General features: G+C 67.2%; 19 protein-coding genes. 13 read left to right on the top strand and 6 right to left on the bottom strand.

Annotated elements, in window-relative coordinates; all coding sequences use genetic code 11:
- Nucleotides 1–9: 9 nt before the first annotated feature.
- Nucleotides 10–306, bottom strand: coding sequence for a hypothetical protein (locus DJ019_RS10005; protein WP_111275870.1), 297 nt, complete (start codon nt 304–306; stop codon nt 10–12).
- 212 nt (nt 307–518) lie between these two features.
- Here DJ019_RS10005 and DJ019_RS10000 point away from each other — a divergent pair, with 212 nt between their 5' ends.
- Nucleotides 519–1082, top strand: a complete 564-nt coding sequence (locus tag DJ019_RS10000) for a serine integrase family protein (protein WP_111275869.1) — start codon at nt 519–521, stop codon at nt 1080–1082.
- 85 nt (nt 1083–1167) lie between these two features.
- On the opposite strand, the gene DJ019_RS09995 is transcribed toward DJ019_RS10000, so the two are convergent.
- Nucleotides 1168–3771, bottom strand: a complete 2604-nt coding sequence (locus tag DJ019_RS09995; protein ID WP_111275868.1) for a TonB-dependent receptor domain-containing protein — start codon at nt 3769–3771, stop codon at nt 1168–1170.
- Nucleotides 3772–3839: 68 nt separating this feature from the next.
- Nucleotides 3840–5315: a hypothetical protein gene (locus DJ019_RS09990; protein ID WP_111275867.1), complete on the bottom strand. Its 1476-nt coding sequence runs from the start codon at nt 5313–5315 to the stop codon at nt 3840–3842.
- A 259-nt stretch (nt 5316–5574) separates the two neighbouring features.
- Here DJ019_RS09990 and DJ019_RS09985 point away from each other — a divergent pair, with 259 nt between their 5' ends.
- From DJ019_RS09985 to DJ019_RS09940, 9 genes are all read left to right on the top strand, one after another.
- The gene (locus tag DJ019_RS09985; protein WP_111275866.1) at nt 5575–6174 is read left to right on the top strand and encodes a lytic transglycosylase domain-containing protein; all 600 of its coding nucleotides are present in this window, start codon (nt 5575–5577) and stop codon (nt 6172–6174) included.
- Between the two features lie 4 nt (nt 6175–6178).
- Nucleotides 6179–6481, top strand: coding sequence for a TrbC/VirB2 family type IV secretion system protein (locus tag DJ019_RS09980; protein WP_111275865.1), 303 nt, complete (start codon nt 6179–6181; stop codon nt 6479–6481).
- Nucleotide 6482: 1 nt separating this feature from the next.
- Nucleotides 6483–6767 (top strand): VirB3 family type IV secretion system protein, encoded by a 285-nt coding sequence (locus DJ019_RS09975; RefSeq protein ID WP_111275864.1) that lies wholly within the window; start codon nt 6483–6485, stop codon nt 6765–6767.
- On the top strand, nt 6764–9151 hold the full coding sequence (locus tag DJ019_RS09970; protein WP_111275863.1) for a VirB4 family type IV secretion/conjugal transfer ATPase: 2388 nt from the start codon (nt 6764–6766) through the stop codon (nt 9149–9151). The genes DJ019_RS09975 and DJ019_RS09970 overlap by 4 nt, the downstream gene beginning before the upstream one ends.
- Nucleotides 9148–10317, top strand: coding sequence for a TrbL/VirB6 family protein (locus tag DJ019_RS09965; RefSeq protein ID WP_111275862.1), 1170 nt, complete (start codon nt 9148–9150; stop codon nt 10315–10317). The genes DJ019_RS09970 and DJ019_RS09965 overlap by 4 nt, the downstream gene beginning before the upstream one ends.
- Nucleotides 10314–11069, top strand: coding sequence for a TrbG/VirB9 family P-type conjugative transfer protein (locus DJ019_RS09960; RefSeq protein ID WP_111275861.1), 756 nt, complete (start codon nt 10314–10316; stop codon nt 11067–11069). The genes DJ019_RS09965 and DJ019_RS09960 overlap by 4 nt, the downstream gene beginning before the upstream one ends.
- Nucleotides 11066–12160: a type IV secretion system protein VirB10 gene (virB10, locus tag DJ019_RS09950; protein WP_165843970.1), complete on the top strand. Its 1095-nt coding sequence runs from the start codon at nt 11066–11068 to the stop codon at nt 12158–12160. Before DJ019_RS09960 ends, virB10 begins: the two co-directional genes overlap by 4 nt.
- Nucleotides 12157–13137, top strand: coding sequence for a P-type DNA transfer ATPase VirB11 (gene virB11, locus DJ019_RS09945; RefSeq protein ID WP_111275858.1), 981 nt, complete (start codon nt 12157–12159; stop codon nt 13135–13137). The genes virB10 and virB11 overlap by 4 nt, the downstream gene beginning before the upstream one ends.
- 74 nt (nt 13138–13211) lie before the next feature.
- The gene (locus tag DJ019_RS09940; protein WP_111275857.1) at nt 13212–13559 is read left to right on the top strand and encodes a PilZ domain-containing protein; all 348 of its coding nucleotides are present in this window, start codon (nt 13212–13214) and stop codon (nt 13557–13559) included.
- Nucleotides 13560–13563: 4 nt separating this feature from the next.
- Here DJ019_RS09940 and DJ019_RS09935 read toward each other — a convergent pair whose 3' ends face one another.
- Nucleotides 13564–14739 carry an acyltransferase family protein gene (locus DJ019_RS09935; protein ID WP_111275856.1) on the bottom strand — a complete coding sequence of 392 codons (1176 nt, stop codon included), beginning with the start codon at nt 14737–14739 and terminating at the stop codon, nt 13564–13566.
- 141 nt (nt 14740–14880) lie between these two features.
- The gene (locus DJ019_RS09930; protein ID WP_111275855.1) at nt 14881–16740 is read right to left on the bottom strand and encodes a right-handed parallel beta-helix repeat-containing protein; all 1860 of its coding nucleotides are present in this window, start codon (nt 16738–16740) and stop codon (nt 14881–14883) included.
- Between the two features lie 203 nt (nt 16741–16943).
- On the opposite strand from DJ019_RS09930, the gene DJ019_RS09925 reads away from it, so the two are divergent.
- Nucleotides 16944–17915 (top strand): acyltransferase family protein, encoded by a 972-nt coding sequence (locus DJ019_RS09925; protein WP_111275854.1) that lies wholly within the window; start codon nt 16944–16946, stop codon nt 17913–17915.
- Between the two features lie 30 nt (nt 17916–17945).
- On the opposite strand, the gene DJ019_RS09920 is transcribed toward DJ019_RS09925, so the two are convergent.
- Nucleotides 17946–20195 carry a right-handed parallel beta-helix repeat-containing protein gene (locus DJ019_RS09920; protein ID WP_165843969.1) on the bottom strand — a complete coding sequence of 750 codons (2250 nt, stop codon included), beginning with the start codon at nt 20193–20195 and terminating at the stop codon, nt 17946–17948.
- A gap of 144 nt (nt 20196–20339) precedes the next feature.
- Between DJ019_RS09920 and DJ019_RS09915 the strand changes: the two genes are divergently transcribed.
- Together DJ019_RS09915 and DJ019_RS09910 are read left to right on the top strand one after the other, a co-directional pair.
- A complete protein-coding gene (locus DJ019_RS09915; RefSeq protein ID WP_111275852.1) occupies nt 20340–21863 on the top strand; it encodes an oligosaccharide flippase family protein in 1524 nt (507 codons plus the stop codon).
- Nucleotides 21860–23542 (top strand): O-antigen ligase family protein, encoded by a 1683-nt coding sequence (locus tag DJ019_RS09910; RefSeq protein WP_111275851.1) that lies wholly within the window; start codon nt 21860–21862, stop codon nt 23540–23542. The genes DJ019_RS09915 and DJ019_RS09910 overlap by 4 nt, the downstream gene beginning before the upstream one ends.
- Nucleotides 23543–23638: the final 96 nt, after the last annotated feature.

The raw sequence follows: 23638 nt of genomic DNA, 5'->3' as shown, positions 1-23638 counted from the left end.
TCGCCGTGGCTACCGCTTGAGGCTCGCCAGTTGCTTCAGGCGACGCGCCTCGCTGCTGGTCACGCACTTGGGCGCGCTCCAGCTTTCGCCTTTGGCCAGGACGGCCTCGGCCTTCACGAACTCGACGGCGCCATGCTCGCGCGAAAAGCCGCGTCGGGTCAGGGTGTCCTTGTTGCAGACGTAGACGGTGCGCGATGGGGCCACGACGCTGTCGCGCGCGGCGTCAGCCGCCGCAGGCGCCTGCTCGGCGAGGGCGACCCCGGCAGTCAGGGCCGACGCGACAATCGTGCAGATGAACAAGCGCATTCTGTTTCCTCCGCTCGGGCGGCTTGACTGCCGCTCTCTGAGGAAAAACCCTAACCCTTAACAGTCCTGCATAAAAGTTTCGCGACAGGTCTGCGACACCTCGCCCCTTCGTCGCGCTTCAGCGACTGTCATCCAAGACCCGCGCAAGCTTCACGGAACTGTCGCCGCCCCCTCTCATAACGGAGCGATCACTCCGGGGGAGCCGCATCAGGATGCGCTATGGCGTTGTCCGCATCTCGTCAGATTTGCCGCCGCCAAGCCTCCAGCGACGCCTGATCGAGGCCGCCGGCTGCGACCTCGTGCTGGACGAGAGCCATCCGATCGTCGCCGACCCACAGGCCTTGCGGCGCAAGCTCGAGCGTCTGGAGCCAGGTGACGAGATCCTCGTCCACAGCCTGGAGACCTTCGACCTGACGACCGGCGGGCTCGCTCGGCTGATCCGTCGCCTGTTCGAGGCGCGTGTCACGTTGCGGATCGTGGGTGGCGCGCGCGTTGAGACTCTGTCGCCGGCGGGACCGATGCCGCGCGTGCTCGCGCTTCTCGCTGATTTCGAGAGCAGAAGGCCGACCGCGCAGACAGTCAGGCGCCGCGCACGTGCGCAGGTCTCGCCACTGACCCAGCACCAGCTCAAGTTCGCTCGGGAAATGCATCGGCGCGGGCATTCGATCCGCGCGATCGGCCTGCTGTTCCGCCTGGCGCCCAGCGAGGTGGCCCAGCTCCTGCGTGTGGCGCCTCCCGCCGGTGAGACCGACAGCGAACTCAGCGCGGATTTCTGACGCGCGCGGACGCCGTTAGCGCTTCGGCGACGTAACGCCCGAAGATCGTCCCGGCGGCCTCTCGGCGACCGGGACGACTCGATGACTACAGACGGGCGCTCAGGCTGATCGAAACGCTACGGCCCATCTCATAGTTGTTGAGCTTGATCGTATCGCCGCCACGCTTCTGGAACTCGTCGAACTTCTCGTTGAGCAGGTTGCGGGCCTCGAAGCCCGCGGTGAACTCCTGCCCGAACAGGTCGAACTTGTGGCGGAAGGTGAAGTCCAGGAGGAACCCCGGCTCCTGTTCGAAGTCCGGCGCGCCCGCCTGGCCACGCGCCGTGCTGCGCTTGCTGGCATAGTTGAGCAGGAACGTGGCCTGGGTGGCGCCGTCGAGGGTCTCGAAGCCGAACTGACCGTTGGCCAGGTGCTTGGACTGTCCCTGCAGCGGGCTTCCGTCGATCACGAAGTTCGCCGCCGGCGCAGGTAGGCCAAGGTTGGTCCGCGGAAAGACCACGTCGCCGGAGCCGACCTTCACCTCGCTCTTGGTGTAGGTGTAGTTCGCCGCGACGAGCCAGCGCACGCCGTCCAGCCACACCTGGCCGGTGTCGAACTCGAAGAACTTCTTGAACTCGGCTTCGGCGCCGTAGACCACGGCCTTCGGCGCGTTCAGGAAGCTCTGCTGCAGGCCCGAGCCAGACTCGTTGACCACCGACTCGATAGGCTTGTCGATGTTCTTGTAGAACAGGCCGAAGGTCGCGAACTGCCCGCGGTCGAAGTACCGCTCGTAGCGGGCGTCCAGGTTCACGATCTCGCTGTCGAACAGGTACGGATTGCCGATGAATGTGCGGTCCGACTCCGGGTCGAGGTAGAGCTGCGGCGCCTGCTCGCGGAACTGCGGACGCGCGATCGTCTTCGACGCCCCGAAGCGCAGTTGCTGGTCTTCCGCGAAGTTCCAGGTCAGCGTTCCGGCCGGCAGCCAGTACTCGTTCTTCAGTTTCCGGCCCGGAAGCGGGGTGGTCGAGAACAGGTCCACCGCCTGCACGTCCTGCTCGCCGCTCTCGAAGCGCACGCCCAGCGTGGCGCGGACGGCGGGCATGATCTCGCCTTCGCCCTGCAGATAGACGCCATGAGTGATCAGGCTGGCCGAGTAGGCGGCCGCGCCGTCCGACCCGGTGACCTCACGCAGGAGCAGGCCATTCGGACCGATGTTGTAGTCCGAGTAGAGGAAGTCGACGCGCTGGCGCTGGAAGTTCAGGTCCGGCGTCGAATTCATCGTGAAGCGGAAGACGCGCGAGTCGGAGAACCGCTCGTTGTCGTACCAGGCGTAGCCGCCGGTCAGGGTGAAGTCCGCGATCCAGGGATTTTCCCAGCGGTAGGCGAAATCGATCCCCGCGCCTGACGCCTTGTCCTCGAGTTCGCTGAAGCGGATGAAGTTCGCGTCGAGCTGCGGATTGTGCAGGAACTCGCCGTCCACGCGGCGATAGCGAACCTGGCGCTCGTAGGGCACGTCGCGCTCGGTGCGGGCATAGGACCCACGCCAGGACACCGTCAGGTCGCCGAACTCGTGCTCGCCGGTGACCTGGGTGTCGATCAGCTCGCGCTGGTACCAGGCTGTGTAGTCGTCCCGGACGTAGTTGCTGGCCCGGGCGCTCTCGCCCTCGACGGAGCGGGCTTCCTTGGTCACGTTGCGGACATAGAGGTTGGTCCACTTGAACCTGTGGCTGTCCAGTTCCAGGGCCACCTGGGTCAGGCCGTTCAGGACCACGTCGTTCTGGGTGGAGAACGACCGCATGTCTTCCTGCACGGACAGACCGTCCAGGTTGACGACGCCCTCCTGCTGGGTCGCGTCGCGCGTCGACCATCCCGAGTCGTACCCGACGATGGCCACGACGCCGAGGTTGCCCCAATCGAAGGTCCAGGACGTGCCGCCCGAGATGTCGACGCTGCCGTTGATGGCCACGTCGTCGGTCGACTGCAGCAGGTTGATGTTGGCGTTCTGGAAGCTGCGGCCCATGGCCGTCAGCTCGTCCGAGGTGAAATTGTTGGCGTCGATCCGCTTGCCCGTCTCGATCCCGCGGCGGATGAGCGACGGCAGCTCCCGCGTCCCATCGTCGACGCCGAAGCGGTCGCTGGTCCCGCCGCCGTAGTAGGTCAGGCCCCGCTTCAGCGTCGTCTCGCTGTTGCCGCCCAGGCTCACCGACATGGCGATGAACGGGTCGTCCGGCACGTCGACGGTCTTCAGGTCGATCAGGCCGCCACCGAACTCGCCGGGATAGTTCACCGAATAGGTCTTCTGGACGTTCACGCCGGCCAGCACGCTCGACGGGAAGAGGTCCAGCGGCACCACGCGCTGCAGCGGCTCGGGGCTGGGCAGCGGGGAGCCGTTCAGGAGCGCCGAGGAATAGCGCTCGCCGAGGCCACGGACATAGACGAACCGCCCGCTGACCACGCTCAGGCCCGCCAGGCGGGTCAGCGCTTGCGCGGCGGTGTCGTCGCCCTGGCGCACCAGGTCCTCGGCGGTGACGATGGACGCCACCTCCGACGTCTCGCGCATGACCTCGGGGATGTATTTGCCCCGGATCAGCACCTCCTCCACCTCCGGTCCGGGGGCGGTGGATTGCGCCTCTTCCGCCCACGCCAGGGCCGGAGCCAGCAGCGCCGTCGAGCACAGCAGGAGCCCGGTGATCGGGCGGGTGATCTTGGTCATGGGTCAGGTCGCCTTTGGGATTCGACGCGCGCTAGGCGGCGGGGCCCGAAGGCCCCGCCGGAGCCGGCTCAGCAGGAGCTTCCGCTGGCCAGACCGCAGGTCCAGCCGCTCCACCAGGTGTCGTTCGCGTCGCGGACGGCGCCGATGTAGGTCACGCTGTCGAAGAACGAGTAGATCGTCTTCGGATCGGTCGCGACGCGGCCCGTCTCGTTCGAGCCGTTCACGAAGCCCGACAGCGTCGAGGTGTGGCTCGCCGAATTGTTGGCGCCGACGTTGAACAGCGTCGTCGCCTGGGCGGCGTCGACCCCGGTGTCGTTCCGGAACGGGCTCGAGCAGGCCAGCACCACCGAGTCCCAGCGAGGCGCCGCGGCGACCGTGGACGTGTCGTCGACGTCGATGCAGGCGGTGCTGGTATGAGCGCTCGCGAAGATCCCGTTGACGAAGCGCCCGCCCGTGCCGGTGTTCAGCACCTGGAGGTCGCCGGCGCCGGTCCGGGTGGTGCCGAGCACGGTGAAGTTCGCGAACTTGGGCTGGGAGTTCAGCGACGCCTGGACGCCTGCCGAGCTCTGCTCGAAGCCGCGGTCACCGCCGTTCGCCCGCTGGCGAACGATCAGGAACTGCACGCCCCCGCGCCAGCCCTCATCGGTGTCCAGGCTGTCGTCGTCGGCGCCGGTGACCACCACATGCTTCAGGTTGACCGTGCCGCCGAAGAACTCGATGCCGTCGTCAGAGCTGTTGTGGACCTGCACGTGGTCGATGGTCGTACCCGAGCCCACGCCCAGCAGGGTGATGCCGTTCAGTTCGCGGTTGGGCTGGATCTCGAAGCCCGGATAGCGCACCTGCACGTAACGGAGGCGACCCGAATTGTCGGTCGGGCTGTTGCCGCCGTAGAGCGACACGCCGCCCTCGAAGGTGGCCACGCAGTTGACGTTCGGCGGCGTCGTGCCGGCCGGGCAGCTCGCGATCGGCGCGCGGCCGGCGATCACGATGCCGCCCCACTGGCCGATCAGGTCGGCGCCGGCGTTGCCCTCGATGTTCGAGCGGCTGGTGAAGATGATCGGGTTGCTGGCGGTGCCTTCGGCGAAGATCTGCGAGCCGCGCTGGACGTTGATGTAGTCCAGGCCGCCCGAACCGAAGAGACGCACGCCGGCCTCGATCGTCAGGATGCCCTGCTGGGCGCCCGCGATCGGGTTGTTCGGATCGGCGCCGCGATCCTGGCCGACGTCGACCCGGCCGCTGATGGCGTAGACGGTGCCCGCGCGGAGCGGAACCACCAGGTTGCCGACGATCGTCTGCGGGAGCTGGCAGGCGCGGAGCGTGCCGTTGGCCACGGTGCCGACGTTGGCGAAGCCTGTCGGACAGTCCGACGCGGCCTGGCCAGGCGGGGTGGTCGTGCCGCCGCCCGTGCCCGTGCCGCCACCGGCGCTCGGCGGGAAGGCGCCCTCGCCCGGCGAGGCCACATTGTCGGCGCCGCCGCTGCAGGCGGCCAGCGCGAGCGCGCCCACCGAGGCGACGAGAGTGATTTTGAGCGTGGCGCCGTTCATAGAGATCTCCCCAACCGGACGCTGGTCAGGCAGGGAATCCCCGTCCGGAGCCGATCTCCGGGTCCGTCCCCGCCGCGGGGCCGGTTCTAGGCGCCACCCATGACAGGGCTCGGACAACTCTGTGACGAACACGTTGCGGCTTCGCGACGGTTTGACCACAGCGCCAGATTAGGACGAACGCCTACAGAGACCGCGACGAAGTGGTCTGGCCGCGTGGCCGGCCCATGGAGTAGTCTTCGCGCCTCGGGTTGGGGCGATCATGGCGTTCAGGACAGCACATCGATTGGCGAACTGGGCGGCCTTCGCCGCCGCGCTTGCCCTGCCGCCCGCCGTGTCCGCGCAGGTGCTGGAGATCGGCGACGACGGAGCGGTCACCACCTATGCCGCCCCCACTGTGCACACCAGTGATGGGGCTCGCGCCATCGCCCCACCGGTGGCTGCGCCGGCCTATCGCGCGACGCCGGGCGAGGTCGCCCGCCTGATCCAGGAATCGTCGGCGCGGCATTCTGTCCCGGCGCAGCTGGTCGAGGCGGTGGCCTGGCAGGAGTCCCGCTTCAACCCCGCCGCGGTGTCACCAAAAGGCGCGCTGGGTGTCATGCAATTGTTACCCAAGACCGCTAGCGAGCTCGGCGTGGATCCCTCGGACCTCAGGGGCAACATCGACGGCGGCGTCGCCTACCTGGCGCAGCAGATGCGACGCTTCGGCGACGTGCGGCTGGCGCTGGCGGCCTACAATGCCGGTCCCCAGGCGGTCGCCCGCTACGGCGGCGTCCCGCCGTACGCCGAGACCCAGAACTACGTGCGCGCGATCCTGGCGCGCCTGTCGGCCGTTGGGGCCGTCGGCGCCGGCGCTGAGTGAGGACATGAAGAAGCTCGTTACTCTGGCCGCCCTCGCGGCTCTCGTCGCCGGGCCCGCGCATGCGCAGGTCCAGGCCGACCCGGCCGGATCCTCACCGATCCTGGCGGCGCTCAACTGGGTGCAGGGCACCCTGCTCGGCAACGTCGCCACGACCGCGGCCGTCATCGCCGTCGCCGCCGTGGGCTTCCTCATGCTCACCGGACGCATCGATTGGAAGCGCGGCCTGACCGTCATCGTCGGCGCCTTCATCATCTTCGGCGCCGTGTCGATCGTGGCCGGCATCCGCAGCCTGGCCGGAGGCATGTAGGGTGACCCGCCTCGCCTCCGATCCGGTGTTCGCGGCGCTCACCCGGCCGCAGATGATCGCGGGCGTCACCTATCCCTACATGGTGCTGAACCTGATCGTGACGCTGGAGGCGTTCCTGATCCTGCGCTCGTTCTGGGTGCTGCTGGTCGCCCTGGTGGTGCACGCCGTCGGCTACGTCGGCTCCCTGCGCGAGCCGCGCTTCTTCGACCTCTGGATCACGCGCCTGCAGACCTGTCCCCGGGTGCGGAACTTCAGCTTCTGGGGCGGCAACTCGTACCGGCCATGACCGCCACCTTCCTCACCACCGCCGCCGCCAAGGTGCTGGCGCCCCGCGAGGTCGCTGTCGGGGCCCGCCTGCCATTCCTGGGCCATCTGGACGACGTCACCCTCCGGACCCGAGACGGCCTGCTGGTGCAGACCCTCCACCTGGCCGGCTTCCCGTTCGAGACCGCGGCCGACGACGAACTGAACTATCGCAAGGCGATCCGCGAGACCGTCCTGCGTGGCGCGGCCAGTTCGCGGCTGGCCCTCTACCACCACGTGGTCCGGCGTCGGGTGACGCCGACCTTCCCGCCGGCGCCCGAAGACCCCTTCTGCGCCGAGCTCGATCGCCGCTGGCAAGAGCAGCTGGCCAGCCGCCGGCTGTATGTGAACGAGATCTTCCTGACGCTGGTCCTGCGCCCCACCCAGGGCGGCGCGGGCTTCGTCGAGCGTCTCCTGAAGGGCCCGCGGGTCCGTGACGCCGACCTCAGCCGCGACCTGCGCGAGCTGCATGCGACGCGGGAGGCCTTCGCCGCGGCCCTCGCGCCCTACGGCGCCCGCACCCTCGGCCTCTACAGCGGCCCTGGCGGGGTCCAGCGTTCGGAACCTGCCGAGTTCCTCGGCCTGTTGCTGAACGGCGACATGAGGCCGGTGCTCAACCCGTCCGGCGACCTGTCGGACGCCATCGCCACCCGCCGCCTCAGCTTCGGCTTCGACGCCATGGAGTTCGGCCCGCAGGCGGGCGGCGACGGGGCTTTCGGCGCCATGGTCTCGCTCAAGGACTATCCGGCCCGCACGGCGCCCGGCCTGCTCGACGGCGTCCTCCGCCTGCCGATGGAGATGGTGCTCACCGAGAGCTTCGCCTTCGTCGACCGGCAGGCGGCGCTCGGTCGCATGGGCCTGGCGCTGCGCCGGCTAAAGGCCGCCGAGGACGACGCCTTCAGCCTGCGCGCCGAACTGGCCCAGGCTCGCGACGACGTGGGCGCCGGCCGCGCCGCCTACGGCGAGCATCACCTGACCATCCTGGCGAAAGCCGACAGCCTGGAGGACCTGGACTTCGTCGTCGCCGACGTCCAGTCGGCCCTGGCCGAGGCTGGCGCCGTGGCGGTGCGCGAGGACGTCAACCTGGAGCCGGCCTTCTGGGCCCAGTTCCCGGGCAACTTCAAGTTCATCGCCCGCAAGGGACTGATTTCGGCTGGAAATTTCGCCGGTCTCGCCAGCTTCCACAACCATCCGACCGGGCAGGCCGAGGGCAACCACTGGGGGCCGGCCATCGCGGTCCTCGAGACCACCGCTTTCGGTCCCTACCACTTCAACTTCCACCAGGGCGACCTCGGCAACTTCACCTGCATCGGCCCGTCGGGATCGGGCAAGACGGTACTGCTGACGTTCCTGCTGGCCCAGGCCGAGCGTCTGAAGCCGCGCATCGCCTACTTCGACAAGGACCGCGGCGCCGAGCCGTTCATCCGCGCCATCGGCGGCCGCTATGACGTGCTGTCACCGGGGGAGCCGACCGGCTTCAACCCGCTGGCCCTCGCCGACACCCCGCTCAATCGCGCCTTCCTGGTGGAGTGGGTCGCCCAGCTCCTCACCGCCGAAGGCGGCGTGCTGGACGCCGAGGACCGCGCCATGATCGCCGACGCGATCGACGCCAACTTCGCCCAGCCGCCAACCCATCGCCGGCTGCGCTACCTGCGCGAGCTGTTCCGTGGCGCCCGTCGGCCCAGCGCCGGCGACCTGGCGTCCCGCCTCTCGGCCTGGTGCGAGGGCGGCGACCACGCCTGGCTGTTCGACAACCCCGACGACCTGCTCGATATCGAGACGCGGGTTCTCGGCTTCGACATGACGAAGCTGCTGGACTCCCCGATCATCCGCATCCCCGCCATGATGTATCTGTTCCACCGGCTGGAGCAGCGGCTGGACGGAAACCCCGCCATCTTCGTCGTCGACGAGGGTTGGAAGGTCCTGGACGACCCGGTCTTCATGCGCCGCATCAAGGACTGGGAGAAGACGATCCGGAAGCGGAACGGCCTCGTCGGCTTCTGCACCCAGAGCGCCTCCGACGCCCTCGACAGCCGGATCGCCTCCGCGATCATCGAACAGGCCGCCACCCAGATCTTCTTCCCCAACGCCCGCGCCAAGGCGTCGGACTACATCGACGGCTTCGGCCTCTCCGAGCACGAGTTCGAGCTGGTGAGGAGCCTGCCCGACACCTCGCGCTGTTTCCTGATCAAGCGCGGCGACCACAGCGTGGTGGCGCGCCTCGACCTGACCGGCCTCACCGGCGAGCTGGCGGTTCTCGCCGGCACCGAGCGCGCCGTACGCCGGCTGGACGCCCTGCGCGCCCAGGTCGGCGACGCGCCGGCCGATTGGCTGCCGACCTTCATGGAAGGCCGGAGCGCGGCATGAACGGCTCCTGCGCCTCCGTCGTCGACGACGGCGTCATCCGCGGCGTCCTGGCGACGATCGACTGCCAGACCCGCGCCTATGCCCAGGGCGGCTATCTGGCGCTGACCACCGGGTCCGGCGTCTTCCAGACGGCGCTGACGGTCCTGCTGACGGTGTACGTGGCCCTCATCGGCTGGCGGATGCTGTTCGCTCAGGGCGACACGCGGCTGTCCGACGCGCCCGGCATCGCGCTTCGAATCGGCGTGATCCTGGCCCTGGTGACAAGCTGGTCGACGTTCCAGACCCTGGTGTTCGACCTGGCCGACCGCGCCCCGCTCGAGATCGCCGCCATCGCCTCCTCGCCCTGGACCGCGGAAACCCGGTCCAGCCTGGCCGCAGATCCGGTGACTGGGCTGGAGACGGTCTACAACGAGCTGACCCAGGTCTCGGCGGTGTTCGGCCAGCAGGCCGGCGTCGACGCCAAGGCCTACGCCAGCCCCCAGGCCGCCGCTGCGGAAGCGGTGTCCCTGGCCAGCGGCGCCCTGTTCTTCTCCAGCGTCGGCGTGATCTCGGCCGCGACGCTGGCCATCGGCATCCTCACCGCCGTGGGCCCGATCTTCATCGCCATGGCGCTGATGGTCGCGACGCGGGGGATCTTCATCGGCTGGGTGCGCGCCATGCTGGCGGCGGCCCTGACGCCCCTCGTCGGCTGGCTGCTCCTGGTCCTGATGCTCACGGTCATCGAGCCATGGATCGCCGAGCTGGGCGCCCAGCGGCTGGCCATGCGACTGGATCCGCAGACCGCGATCAGTACGGCGGCCCTGATCTTCGTGTTCGCCGCGGGCCAGGCGGCCCTGGTGATCGGCGCCTGCGTGATGGCGCTCGGCTTCCACATGCCGACGGAACGCAAGCCGGCCACCGAAGTCCGCGCACCGGCTGGCGCCGCACCGGCTGGCGTCGCCGGATCCGTCGGCGGGGGCATCCTGCCCTCGCGCGCCGAGCGGCTCGCGCTGGATCTTCAGCGTGATCAGGCCCACGCCGCCGCGCGCACCCGCGCCGCCGCCTCGGCGTCCGCCGCCGCCGCCCCGGGGCGCTCCATCCACGTCGGCGCCGCCGAGACCTCGCGTCTGGGCGACGGCTACCGGCGTCCCACTGTCACCTCCCGGCCCGCGGGAGCCTCCCGATGAACCGACCGTCCGCCATCGCCTTCGCCATCGCCCTGGCCGCGACGCCAGCCCTCGCCGTGACCCCGCGGCCGGGTTCGGGCGACCCGCGGATCCATGTGGTCGACTACGATCCTGCCGAGGTCGTCGAGCTGCGCACGGCGCTCGGCCTGCAGCTCTCGCTGGAGTTCGACCCGACCGAGAAGATCGAGAACGTCGCCATCGGCGACTCCCTCGGCTGGCAGGTGACGCCCAATCGGCGCGCGAACCTCCTGTTCCTGAAGCCCATGTCGCCGCGGCCGCCGACCAACATGACGGTCATCACCAACATGCGGCGCTATTCCTTCCAGCTCAGCGTCCTGCGGCAAGCCTCGCGCAGCACGCCCTACGCCGTGCGGTTCCTCTACGCCGAGCCGGCGGTGGCCTATGTCGCCCCGCCGCCGCCCCCGCCTCCGCCGCTCGAGAAGAACGCCGCCTACTCCTACGAGGGCTCGACCAAGACCCTGCCGCTCAAGGTCTTCGACGACGGCCAGGACACCTACTTCACTTTCCGCGTGGAGGAAGACCTGCCGGCCATCTACGCCGTCGATCCAGACGGCGGCGAGGCGGTGGTCAACATCCGCCAGCGCGACGGCTACTTCGTGGTCGACCGCATCGCCCGGGGCTTCGTGCTGCGGCGCGGCAGCGAGGTGACCCGCATCCACAACGACGGCTTCCGCGTGGAGGAGGCCAGTGCGCTCGTCAGGCGCAAGAAGGACCCATGGTGGCGGCGATGACCCGCAAGACCCCGATCTCCAGCGACGCCAGCCCCGTCTTCGCTCGCGGCCAGACGTCGGCGCCGCGTGTGCGCCAGTCGAATTCCCCCATCACCCTCTGGGCCGGCGGCCTCGGCGCCTGCATCCTCGGCTTCGTCGTCTTCAACGGCCTGAGTTCGGGACGCGAAGCCCAGGCCCAGCCGCAGAAGACGGCGACCGCCCGCCCCGTGGTCGCTCCAGCGCCGCAGGCGGCGCCCGCGCCCCCGCCTGCTCCAGCGCCCGCGGCGGCGCCGGCCCCTGTCGCCCTGATCCCGACCGCGCCCACGGCCAATCCGTCGGAGGCCCATTGGCGCGCGCCGGCCATGGTCGTCGACTTCAGCACCCAGGGCGACGCCGCGGCCGTCCAGCTCGCCCAGGCCGCCACGGCGCCGGCCGGCGCCCCCCCGGCGGCGGCCGGACCTTCCGACGATCCCGGCGCGTCTGCCGACGAGCGCTTCGCCGCCCGCGTCACGCGGGGCGCCGGCGACACGGCCCGCGCGACCCAGATGTACAACCTCGGCCGCACGGTTCCGCAGGGCACGGTGATCGCCGCCGTGCTGGAAACCGCCATCGACTCCGACCTGCCCGGTTCGGTCCGCGGCGTCGTCAGTCGCGACGTGCGTAGCTTCGACGGCAGCCGGGTGCTCATCCCGCGCGGCTCGAAGCTGATCGGCCAGTACAAGAGCGCCGTCGCGGTCGGCCAGACCCGGGCCTTCGTCGTCTGGACCCGCATCATCACCCCCACGGGCGTGACCATCGAGGTCGGCTCGCCCGCCACCGACCGCCTGGGCCGCGGCGGTCTGCCGGGCGAGGTGGACACCCACTTCTTCCGCCGCTTCGGCGGCTCGATCCTGCTCTCGGTGGTCAGCGCCGGCTCCCAGGCCCTCGCCAACTCCGCCTCGGGCAGCGACAACACCACCCTGGTGATCGGCTCGCCTGCCCAGGCCAGCCAGGTCGCCTCCCAGGCGCTGCAGAAGCAGATGGACATCCCCGACACCATCCGCGTGCCCCAGGGCGTGCCGGTGCAGGTCTTCGTGGCGCGGGACCTCGACTTCGCGGGGGTGGTGCGTTGACCGCCAACGTCTACCTCTCCGCCTACCTGGCGCCTCTGTCGCCCTGGCTCTCGCGGCCCGACGTCACCGACGTGCTGGTCAACCGGCCCGGCGAGGTCTGGGTCGAGACCACGGGGGGCGGCATGACCCGTGAGCCAGCGGATCAGCTCGACGAGACCGCGCTACAGCGCCTCGCCCGCCAGATCGCCGCCGCCAGCCACCAGGGCGTCAACCGCGAGCAACCGCTCCTGTCGGCCACCCTGCCCGACGGCGCCCGCGTCCAGGTCGTCGCCCCGCCTGCAACGCGCGGGGGCCTCGCCCTCGCCGTCCGCAAGCATCTGATCTCCGACCTGTCGATCGGCGACCTCGACCGCGATGGCCTGTTCTGCACGACGGCGCGCGTCGACCCCGAGCGGGAGGCCCGCGCGGACGACGAATTGAAGGCTCTCCTGGACGGTGGCGACCTCGGCGGCTTCCTCAAGCAGGCCGTCAAGCGTCGCAAGACGATCGTCATCTCCGGCGGCACCGGCAGCGGCAAGACCACCCTGCTCAACGCCCTGGTCAAGGAGATCGACCGCGGGGAGCGCCTGGTGGTCATCGAGGACGCCCCGGAGATCCGGCTCGACCATCCCAACAGCGTCGGCCTCGTGGCGGTGCGCGGCGATCTCGGCGAGGCGCGCGTCGACGCCGACGCCCTGCTGGCCGCCTCCCTCCGGCTGCGTCCCGATCGGATCATGCTGGGCGAGCTGCGCGGCAAGGAGGCCTTCGCCTTCCTGCGCGCCGTCAACAGCGGCCACCCCGGCTCGATCACCACGGTGCACGCCGACAGCCCGGGCGGCGCCCTGGACCAGATCGCCCTGCTGGCCCTCACCTCCGGCGTCGACCTCGGCTGGGACAAGGTGCAGACCTATGTGAGCAAGGTCATCGACGTGGTGGTCCAGATCGAGCGCATCGACGGGGCGCGCCGCGTCACAGAGATCCGCTTCCAGCCCGGCTGATCGGCGATTTTGCCGCACCGGGTGCGCGCAAAAGGGGAAATTCTTTTAAGCATGGCCCGCTAAGGTCGCAGGCCATGACCCCGCCGGTTCCCAGCTACATCGAGCGCCGCTCCGAGCCGCGCGAGCCGGCGAACATCCGCGCCCGGGTGATGCACGGCAAGGACCTGGCCCTCTGGGCCGACTGCGTGATCCGCGACCTCAGCCCCAGCGGCGCCAAGATCGAGCTCTCGCACTTCTACAAGCTCCCGCCCCGCTTCGTGCTGCTCCGCTTCGACATCGGCGTGGCCTTCGAGGTCGTGCTGAAGTGGCGCCGCGCCGACCTCGCCGGCATGGCCTTCGAAGCGCGTCACGAGCTGGAAGGCGACGTCCAGCCCCACTTGGCCAAGGTCCGCGAAGCCTGGCTGGCGCTGAAGCCGCGGTAGAGGGCTATTCGCCCGGCGCGCTGGGGGAGTCGGCCTTCGGTCGCTTCAGCGTCAGAAGAGCCAGCGGCTCCCTAACCGCCTTGACCACTCGGCCGCGAAGCGCGGCGGTGGGCTTCTCGACGTATTGCGATGAAAGATAGGCGCAGATGCTGGCGATCATGATGGTCAGAGCGATATTCGCGACCGGACTGCTGGTTATCTTGTAGTAATACAGAAGTTGCTGAATGGGAAATGAGTACAAAAAGATCCCATATGACAAATCCGGCTTCCCGATCGATCTGAGCTCCAAGGCTCGGGACACAGATCGCAACACCGACGCCTTCGAATACGAGATCGAAATCAGCAGATACCCGAATGCATAATAGACAAGATCAAAAATCTCAGTGAAGTAGCCGATGACACCGGCTAGCAGGACGGCCGCAAGACCGACCCAGACCCCGACCAGGATCTTCTCCGCATAGAGCGCCAGGCTGGCGCCGAAGAAGAACAGGCTGCACAGCTTCAGGCGGCCCGCCAGCAGGTCGTTTGCCGGATCGTAGCCGATGAAGAAGAAGGCGACGATCAGGACGGCCGTCAGCGCCGCGACGATCGAGGGTTTCCGCGTGAGCCCGACGTATCCGACCGCGCCTAGCAGGGCGTAGCAGAACACCTCCCATCGCAAGCTCCAGATCGAGCCATTGATGGCCGTGTTGACCATCCCGGGAAAGACGCCGTCGATCGTGTAGCTGACGAAAATAATGCTCAGGTTCTCGGCGAGGTACCTGCCGGCGGACGCCAGGGTGGCCGCTGACCGGTCGGATGCGAACAGCACCACGGCAGCGACGGTCACGAACAGCATCACCCAGAGCGCCGGCACGATGCGCAGCACCCGGGCCACGACATAGTCGGTCATGGTCTTGCTTGAGAGCAGGCTTCGCGTCACGAGGAAGCCACTGATCACGAAAAAGCCATTGACGCCCAAGGAGTTGTAGAGGCGTCCGAAATTGGCGTTGCCCGCGTCGAGGGCGATGCCGCCGAGCACGAAGGCGTGGCCGAAGATCACCCGCGCCGCGAGGAACAGGCGCACCGCGTAGAAATTGTTGTCCCGGTCGTTGACGTCGATGCGCTGAAGGCCGAGCCATTTGCTCCATCGGGACGCCGACCGACGATCCGCCGCTGCTGTCGGGCTTGGCACGGTCACTCAGTTCCTCCAGCGGGCGGGCGCATTCGCGCCTCTGCCGATTGGCCGCCATACTCCAACGGCCTCATCGCCGGAATAGGCCCGCCAACAGATGAAAGTCACGTTATCGGCGCACGCCTGCCGCGCACGCCGCGCATCTCCTCAGGCCAGCAGCCCCCACCCCTGACCAAGCGAAAGGCCGCCGTAGACGAGTTCCAGATCGAGCGGCGGCGTCTCCGTGCCTTGCTGCGGATCCGCCGTGCCCCCCTGTCCGCCGGCGCCCGGGTTGGGAGCGACTCCTCCAGAAGCTGGCGGCGTCTGGATCGTCCCCGATCCGGCTCCCTGGACCACCCCCCTGAAGTCGCTGGCTGTAAGGTCTGTGACGCCCATGACCTTGATGCTGAAGTCTGCGACGCCGTCGCCGTCGACATCGCCCTCGATGATCGAGCTGCCGTCGCTGACCTTGACGCGCAGTTCTCCGGCGACCTTGTGGAAGGCGTCCTGGCCGATGAACGCGAAGGCGTCATCCCCCGTGGTGGCGGTGTTGGCGTCGATCGAGTGCAGGTTGATGATGTCGCCTTCGGTCCGGTCGAAGTCGACGATGATGTCGAAGCTGCCGTTGGTCGGGTAGTCCTTCGCGAAGTTGAAGGTGTCCGCGCCCGCATCGCCCTGCAGGACGTCGTGCCCGCGGCTGCCGCTCAGCAGGTCGGCGCCCGCGCCGCCCACCAGGGTGTCGTGGCCATAGCCGCCGATCAGCGAGTCGTCGCCGCGGCCGCCCACCACCAGGTCGCCGATGGAATTCGAGGTCGAGAACTTGCCGGCCACATCGGTGTCCCGCGTCTCGTACGCCTGCGCCGTCACCGACTTGGTGGCGATGTCCACCGGCTTCCACGCCGACACGAGGGTCTCGATGAAGTCGTGGGCCGCGCCCACCGACAGGTCGGCCACGGAGTCCACGTCGTCGAGCGAATAGTAGCCCGGCTCGTAGATGCTGTCGGCCTGGACGAGGATGTTGTCGCGGATGTCGAGGTTGTAGTTGTCCTCGCGGGTGCCGATGAACTTGGTGATGTTCCCGCTGATCAGGACGTCGTGCGAGCCCTTGGTCAGCAGGATGCCCGGCGCGTCCTTGCTGGTTCCCGACGAGCGCAGCAGCGTGTTGTCCACCACCCGCCCGTTGGCGACGTTCTCCAGCCCGATGCCCTGGTGGTCACCGTTCATGATCAGGTTGTTGGAGATGTCGACGTTGGTGAAGCCCAGCTTGTTGGCGTTGTCGTCGAGATAGATCCCGAGGATCGCCTCGCCGTCGCCCTGCTCCAGCACGTTGTTGGTGATGGTGATATTCTTGCTCTGGCCGACGGTCTCGCTCGTCCAGAGGTGGATGAAGTCGGCGTGGTCCACCTCGCCCCAGCGCCAGGGGTTGGAATCGTGCAGGTGGTTGCCGTCGATCACCACGTCGTTCACGCCGCCGCCGGTGATCGGGCTGGTGCGCAGGTCGTAGATCTCGTTGTCCTTGATCACCAGGCCGCTGGACTTGGCCAGCACCAGGCCCTTGTGGAACTCGTGGATCTCCACGCCCTGGATCGTCACGCCCTGGGAGCTCTCGATCGTCACCGCCCGGCCCGCCGGCATGCCGAGCACATTGCCCGTGCTGTCGCCGGTCTCGGCGTCCTGCGGCACACCGTTCACCGCCGGCCCGCCCTTGAACTCGCCGCCGACGAAGCTGATGTCCTTGCTCAGGTTGATCTTCACCGCCGAGCTGGAGGACAGCGTGTCCTGGTCCGGCTTGAACTCCACGCTGACATTCGTGAACGTCAGGCCTTCGGACTTGTAGATGTAGATGCTGTCGAACACCGGCGGGTTGGCCGCATCGGCCGCCACGATCTTCACGGGGGTGTCGAACACCATCCCGCGAACCGTCAGCTCGCCATAGTTCCCGCCCGAAAGAGAAATCGTGTCACCGGCGGCCGCATACTGGAGCGCGACCGAGAGTTCCGCCGCGTTCGCTGCGTAGATCGTGGCCATCGGCCCTCCACCGGAAAGTTGAGCAGCCGCCCACCGGCATCCTAGCCGTCCATGGCGTTCGACGAAAGGTGCGGCCCCACGCTCAGGAGCCGCGGCGGCGGCAGACGGCCACCCCGGGCCTGGCACACAGAAGCCGGTGGCGACGAACGACCGAAAGTGCAATTCCTGCGCTGTCGGTCGTGGATTGCGGGGGGCGTCCCGAAATGGGTGAGGCGCGCGGCGTCATGCAGCTATCGCTGCCTAAACTTGGGCTCGTGGCACCGCCCGGAGCCTTTCGCCTGATGCTCGCTTTCGCCGTGGTTCTGTCCCACATGAGCGGGTTCGACGTAGGGCGGCTCGCGGTGCTGCTGTTCTTCTTCCTATCGGGCTATTGGACCGCGCGGATCTACCAGGAGAAATTCGGCGGCAACCGCGTCGGGCTCTACTACCTGAGCCGCTATTGGCGTATCGCTCCGCTCTTCTTCATCATTACGGTCGCCGCCGCGCTCGCCCGCAATCAGTGGGACGACATGGGGTGGACGAACCTGACGCTGTTGGGCATCGCGTCCTGGGGATACGATCCGACCGGCGTCTCATGGTCATTGGACGTAGAGCTTCAGTTCTACCTCCTGCTACCGCTTGCACTTGCCTTCCTTGTGCGCGCGCCAAAGGTCACGCTGCTCGCAAGCGTGGTGATTGGCGCGTTCGGCTGGTGGCTGCATGAGCGACACGACATCGTCACCGTCGCGAAGTTTCTCCCGGTCTTCATGCTCGGCGCCTTAACGCACGTCGCGGCGTGGAAACCCGGAAATCGGTCAGCCATGCTGTCGCTGGGGGCCTTCATCGCGATGACCGCCGTCACCGCCGCGACGCCGTTCTTTAGGAAGTCGACTCCGGACCCCTTTGATCACGACATCTGGGGAATGATCTGGCTGCTACCTCTGCTGCCCTACGTCGCCCATTCTCTGACGATCCGCTCGACGTCGTTCGACAGGCACTTGGGCAACCTGAGCTATCCCCTTTACCTCGTTCACTATCCGGTCATCGCCTTGATGGCTTCAGCCTACGGGCACGGGTTGCCGTCGAAGCTAGCCACGCTGGTCATCTCGGTGATCTTGGCGGTGCTCACCTACTTCCTGCTCGACCGTCCCCTTGATCGAATCCGGGTCCGAGTAACGGAGCGCAACAGCGTTTGACCGCCTGTTGCGCTCCGAGGGCCGTTTCATTCAGAGTGCGAAGTCGCCGGCAACCAGCGTACCCACGCCGATCAGCTTGATGCTGAAGTCCGCGACGCCATCGCCGTTGACGTCCCCTTGTACGATCGCGTTTCCATCCACGACGGCGTAACGCACTTCCCCGGCCGCGCCCCGGAACGAAGAGGTTCCGATGAAGGTGAAGGCCTCGTTCGCGGTGGTGGTCGTGTTGGCGTCCATCGACGAGAGGCGAAGGATGTCGCCGTCCGCGTGCGAGAAGTCCTGGACCACGTCCGTCCCGCCGACGCTCGCGTAGTCGGCGGCGAAGTTGAACGTGTCCGCGCCGGCCCCGCCCACGAGCAGGTCGTCGCCGCGGCTGCCGCTCAGATAGTCCTTGCCGTCGCCGCCGATGAGCGTGTCGTTGGCGTGCAGGCCCGTCAGGGTGTCGCCGCCGCGCCCGCCGACCAGGACCGAACCCTTGCTCCCGCTCGCGGACAGTTTCATGCCGGCGGTCGTGTCGAGCTGCTGCGGCAGAGCGGTGGCCGTCTCGGTGGTGACCGAGGAGGTGGTCCCGCTCTTCGCAGCCGTGGTCGCCGTTGAACCAGTCGCCACCCCCTTGAAATCGTTTGAGGAGAGGTCTGTGACGCCCATGACCTTGATGCTGAAGTCTGCGACGCCGTCGCCGTCGACATCGCCCTCGATGATCGAGTTGCCGTCGCTGACCTTGACGCGCAGTTCTCCGGCGACCTTGTGGAAGGCGTCCTGGCCGATGAACGCGAAGGCGTCATCCCCCGTGGTGGCGGTGTTGGCGTCGATCGAGTGCAGGTTGATGATGTCGCCTTCGGTCCGGTCGAAGTCGACGATGATGTCGAAGCCGCCGTTGGTCGGGTAGTCCTTCGCGAAGTTGAAGGTGTCCGCGCCCGCATCGCCCTGCAGGACGTCGTGCCCGCGGCTGCCGCTCAGCAGATCGGCGCCCGCGCCGCCCACCAGGGTGTCGTGGCCATAGCCGCCGATCAGCGAGTCGTCGCCGCGGCCGCCCACCACCAGGTCGCCGATGGAATTCGAGGTCGAGAACTTGCCGGCCACATCGGTGTCGCGCGTCTCGTACGCCTGCGCCGTCACCGACTTGGTGGCGATGTCCACCGGCTTCCACGCCGACACGAGGGTCTCGATGAAGTCATGGGCCGCGCCCACCGACAGGTCGGCCACGGATTCCACGTCGTCGAGCGAATAGTAGCCCGGCTCGTAGATGCTGTCGGCCTGGACGAGGATGTTGTCGCGGATGTCGAGGTTGTAGTTGTCCTCGCGGGTGCCGATGAACTTGGTGATGTTCCCGCTGATCAGGACGTCGTGCGAGCCCTTGGTCAGCAGGATGCCCGGCGCGTCCTTGCTGGTTCCTGACGAGCGCAGCAGCGTGTTGTCCACCACCCGCCCGTTGGCGACGTTCTCCAGCCCGATGCCCTGGTGGTCACCGTTCATGATCAGGTTGTTGGAGATGTCGACGTTGGTGAAGCCCAGCTTGTTGGCGTTGTCGTCGAGATAGATCCCGAGGATCGCCTCGCCGTCACCCTGCTCCAGCACGTTGTTGGTGATGGTGATGTTCTTGCTCTGGCCGACGGTCTCGCTCGTCCAGAGGTGGATGAAGTCGGCGTGGTCCACCTCGCCCCAGCGCCAGGGGTTGGAATCGTGCAGGTGGTTGCCGTCGATCACCACGTCGTTCACGCCGCCGCCGGTGATCGGGCTGGTGCGCAGGTCGTAGATCTCGTTGTCCTTGATGACCAGGCCGCTGGACTTGGCCAGCACCAGGCCCTTGTGGAACTCGTGGATCTCCACGCCCTGGATCGTCACGCCCTGGGAGCTCTCGATCGTCACCGCCCGGCCCGCCGGCATGCCGAGCACATTGCCCGTGCTGTCGCCGGTCTCGGCGTCCTGCGGCACACCGTTCACCGCCGGCCCGCCCTTGAACTCGCCGCCGACGAAGCTGATGTCCTTGCTCAGGTTGATCTTCACCGCCGAGCTGAAGGACAGCGTGTCCTGGTCCGGCTTGAACTCCACGCTGACGTTCGTGAACGTCAGGCCTTCGGACTTGTAGATGTAGATGCTGTCGAACACCGGCGGGTTGGCCGCATCGGCCGCCACGATCTTCACGGGGGTGTCGAACACCTTCCCGCGAACCGTCAGCTCGCCATAGTTACCGCCCGAAAGAGAAATCGTGTCACCGGCCTTGGCCGCTGCGAGCGCAGCTTCAAGGCCCTGCACGCTGGATACAGCGATCGTCGCCATCTTAAGCACCACCATCGACTATTTATTCGGGTTATCCCGTTGCTTCCCAAATTAGCGACGACGGCATTCCAAATGATTAAAGCTTGGCAGTTAATACGCATTAACTCGACTCATTTACTCAAAATTCAGCCTTAACAATCGAGGTTGCTTGGGCGCCAGCGACGTGGGAAATGCGCTGCCGTCGCGGCATGGCATCCGCCCCGCAGCAACTTCGACGAGGGGCAGGCGTTGACCGAAACTACTGCCGGCCGAGGCCGTCGCGGCGCGAAGCTGTTCCTGGTCGGCTCCTTGACGGCGCAAGCCTGCGCCCTTCTTCGGTACACCATACTCGCGCGGCTTCTTGGCCCGGAACAGCTCGGGCTTGTGGCGGTGCTGACCCTCGCCACCAACTTCTTCGAAATGATCAGCGACACGGGGGCGGACCGCTTCCTGGTGCAGGATCGCGATGGCGACAAACCCGAGGTTCAGAGCCTCGTCCAACTGGTGTTCGCCCTGCGGGGCCTGTTCATGGCGATCGGCCTGGCCCTGGCCGCATGGCCGATCGCCGCGTGGTTCGGTGAGCCGGCGCTGATCGTCGGGTTGGCGGTCCTGGGCTTCGCCCCCTTGATTGGCGGCCTGCTGCATTTGGATCTGCGCCGCCTGCAGCGCACCAACGACTTCAGGATCGAGGGACGGGGCATGGTCGCCTCCGAGCTCCTGGGCCTGGCGGCGACACTGGTCGCAGCGTTCGCGACACGGGACTACACGGCCGTGCTCTACGGCCTGATCACACGATCCCTCGTTCTGGTCGTGGTCTCGCACATCTATGCGGAGCGGGCTTACCGGTGGGCCTGGCCCGCCGAGCACGTCCGTCGGCTGCGCACTTTCGCGATCCCCTTGATCATCAACGGAGTCCTGCTGTTCGCGGCGAGCCAGAGCGATCGCATGATGATCTCGGGCCTCCTGGGCCTGGAGGCGCTTGGCCGGTATACGGCGATCCTGTTGCTGGTGCTCTACCCCAGCATGGCCATCTCGCGCTTCGTGCAGGGGATCCACCTGCCCCTGGTGGCCAAGGACCCGCTCAATGCGTCGAGAGCCGGGCCGGCCGACTTGCTCGGGGGACAATCACTACTGCTCGCGCTGGGCATGATCATCGGCTTCGCCGTCGTCGCGCCGCCTGTCGTTCCGCTGCTCTTCGGCCATGAGTTCCAGCAGGCCGCCTGGCTGATCGCTTTGATCGGCGTCCTGCAAGGCGGGCGCTTCCTGCGCGTCTGGACCGTGACCCTGGCGCTCGGGATCGGACAAAGCCGCATCGTGACCGCAAACACTCTCGCCCGCGCGCTGGGCATTCCCGCCGCGGCCTTGGGCTACGCGCTCATCGGTGGCGTGGCGGGCGTGGTGTCAGGCTTCATCTTCGGCGAACTGGCGGCTCTGGTGACGGGCGTTCTCCTGTTGAACCGCGCACGCAACAAACCCGCCGCTTACGATTTCGACCGCATTGTCATGTTCGCGTCTGGATCCGTGATCGTCCTGGCGCTGACCAACACGCTGGAACGCCAGTGGACATGGGGACTTGCTGTATTGATTCCCGCCGCCATCGCCTTCACAGCCTGGACCTTCAACCGGGAGCGGGAGACAGTCCGGAGTGGACTGGAGCTGGCGGCGCGGATGCTTAAGAGAGCGAAATGAAGACGCCTTTCGCACGCATCGCGAAGACCGATGGGGGCGCCCGCCCCGCAGGCCTCTTGTCGCGCATTGCCGACGGATGGCGCCAGCAGCTCGACCAGCGCACGAGCGTCATCCTGCCTCAGTACACGCGCCCCGGCCGCCCCGGATTCGTGGTCGGCTTTGCCGTCATCCTGGCCGTAGCCTGCTATCTCTACGGCTTCGGCTTCAGCCTTACCGCCCCGATCCGCGCAACGCACTTCATCGCGCCGCTCGGGGTTCTCCTGATGCTCATGGTCTGGGCCCTGCCCGAGCTCGGCGCAGCGCCGACGCGGCTGCTCGAGCGACTTTTCTTCGCGTTTCTGATCTCGACAGCCCTTTGGCCGAGCTACTTGGCCATCACGCTTCCCGGCTTGCCCTGGATCAATATGGCGCGGCTCATCGGATTCCCCCTGGTCCTTGTTCTGGCGATATCCATATCAATATCCAGGCAATTTCGAGATGACACGATGCAGTCTCTCGAAACAATTCCTTCGCTTTGGAAGATGGTCGCCGCCTTCGGTGCCATCCAAATCATAACCATTCCGCTGTCGGGAACACCTCAATTCTCGATACAAAAGGTTATAATATACTCCATCAGCTGGATCGCGATGTTCTTTGTCGCCGCCTACGCTTTTAGAAAGCCAAAAAGCGGATGGTTCTTTATTGCGATCATCGTTACCTGCGGCGTCATATTGACAGGCATCGCCATTCGCGAACGACAAGTTGGGCAGATTCTATGGGCCAACAGCATTCCAAGCTGGCTGTCGGTTGACGACCCGTCCGTTCAAAGAATGTTTGGAACAACAGGTCGCGCCGGCACCAATATCTATCGGAGTCAGGCGATCTTCGCGACGCCGCTAGCCCTCGGCGAATACCTCGCTCTCTGCACGCCCTTCATCCTGCACATGGTCGCTGGCCCAGGATTCAGGTTGTGGATCCGCGCGCTCGGGCTGGTTCTGCTCCCCGTAATATTCTTCGGCATTCTCACAACCGACACTCGCCTCGGCGTCGTCGGCTACATCATGTCGATCGGCATCTACATCTTCCTGTGGGGACTGCTGCGGTGGCGCGAGAACCCGCGCGGCCTGATCGGGCCCGCGGTGGTTCTCTCCTATCCCGCGACAGCCATGGCCTTCATCGTGGCCGTGCTCTCGTTCAACCGCCTCCGCGTGATGACCATCGGCGGCGGCAAACACCAGGCAAGCACCGAAGCCCGCTACGACCAATGGGCCGAGGGCATTCCCCTCGTCTTCCAACATCCCTGGGGCCACGGCGCCGCCAGAGGCGCCGGCGCACTCGGCTTCCGCAATCCGGCCGGCACCCTCACGATCGACAGCTACTGGCTGGCGATCGGGCTGGACTATGGCGTGCTAGGCTTCGTCACCTTCTACGGCGCGTTCCTGGTCGCGGTCGCGGCGGGCCTGCGGACGGTGGCGCGCGGCGTGAAGAGCCGAGAGCTGGCGCTCATTGTTCCGCTGACCATCGCGCTCTTCGTCTATTTCGTCATCAAGTCGATCTACGCCGGCACTGAGAACCAGCCGATCGCGTTCATGATGCTGGGCGCCATGTCGGCTCTGGTCTATCGGGCCCGGCTCGAGCAGGGGCCGGAGGTTCCAAAGGAAAAGAAGACGAAGCGGAAGAAGGGTGTGATCCTCGCATAGTCGACCGGCGCGAACCTTGCAGCGCCTCTGGCGTAACGAACGCCGCGTACACAGATTGGGGCAGGTCGCAGGCCGGACGTCGCCTGGCCGCCGCCC

The sequence above is a fragment of the Phenylobacterium kunshanense genome (assembly GCF_003254525.1).
Taxonomy (GTDB): domain Bacteria; phylum Pseudomonadota; class Alphaproteobacteria; order Caulobacterales; family Caulobacteraceae; genus Phenylobacterium; species Phenylobacterium kunshanense.
The sequence above is the reverse complement of the archived record's forward strand: the minus strand, read 5'-3'. Positions and strand labels throughout refer to the sequence as shown.

Coding starts and splice junctions, on each gene's coding strand:
- DJ019_RS10005 (WP_111275870.1), bottom strand. CDS start 306: ATGCGCTTGTTCATCTGCACGATTGTCGCGTCGGCCCTGACTGCCGGG.
- DJ019_RS10000 (WP_111275869.1), top strand. CDS start 519: ATGCGCTATGGCGTTGTCCGCATCTCGTCAGATTTGCCGCCGCCAAGC.
- DJ019_RS09995 (WP_111275868.1), bottom strand. CDS start 3,771: ATGACCAAGATCACCCGCCCGATCACCGGGCTCCTGCTGTGCTCGACG.
- DJ019_RS09990 (WP_111275867.1), bottom strand. CDS start 5,315: ATGAACGGCGCCACGCTCAAAATCACTCTCGTCGCCTCGGTGGGCGCG.
- DJ019_RS09985 (WP_111275866.1), top strand. CDS start 5,575: ATGGCGTTCAGGACAGCACATCGATTGGCGAACTGGGCGGCCTTCGCC.
- DJ019_RS09980 (WP_111275865.1), top strand. CDS start 6,179: ATGAAGAAGCTCGTTACTCTGGCCGCCCTCGCGGCTCTCGTCGCCGGG.
- DJ019_RS09970 (WP_111275863.1), top strand. CDS start 6,764: ATGACCGCCACCTTCCTCACCACCGCCGCCGCCAAGGTGCTGGCGCCC.
- DJ019_RS09965 (WP_111275862.1), top strand. CDS start 9,148: ATGAACGGCTCCTGCGCCTCCGTCGTCGACGACGGCGTCATCCGCGGC.
- DJ019_RS09960 (WP_111275861.1), top strand. CDS start 10,314: ATGAACCGACCGTCCGCCATCGCCTTCGCCATCGCCCTGGCCGCGACG.
- virB10 (WP_165843970.1), top strand. CDS start 11,066: ATGACCCGCAAGACCCCGATCTCCAGCGACGCCAGCCCCGTCTTCGCT.
- DJ019_RS09940 (WP_111275857.1), top strand. CDS start 13,212: ATGACCCCGCCGGTTCCCAGCTACATCGAGCGCCGCTCCGAGCCGCGC.
- DJ019_RS09930 (WP_111275855.1), bottom strand. CDS start 16,740: ATGGCCACGATCTACGCAGCGAACGCGGCGGAACTCTCGGTCGCGCTC.
- DJ019_RS09925 (WP_111275854.1), top strand. CDS start 16,944: ATGGGTGAGGCGCGCGGCGTCATGCAGCTATCGCTGCCTAAACTTGGG.
- DJ019_RS09920 (WP_165843969.1), bottom strand. CDS start 20,195: ATGGCGACGATCGCTGTATCCAGCGTGCAGGGCCTTGAAGCTGCGCTC.
- DJ019_RS09910 (WP_111275851.1), top strand. CDS start 21,860: ATGAAGACGCCTTTCGCACGCATCGCGAAGACCGATGGGGGCGCCCGC.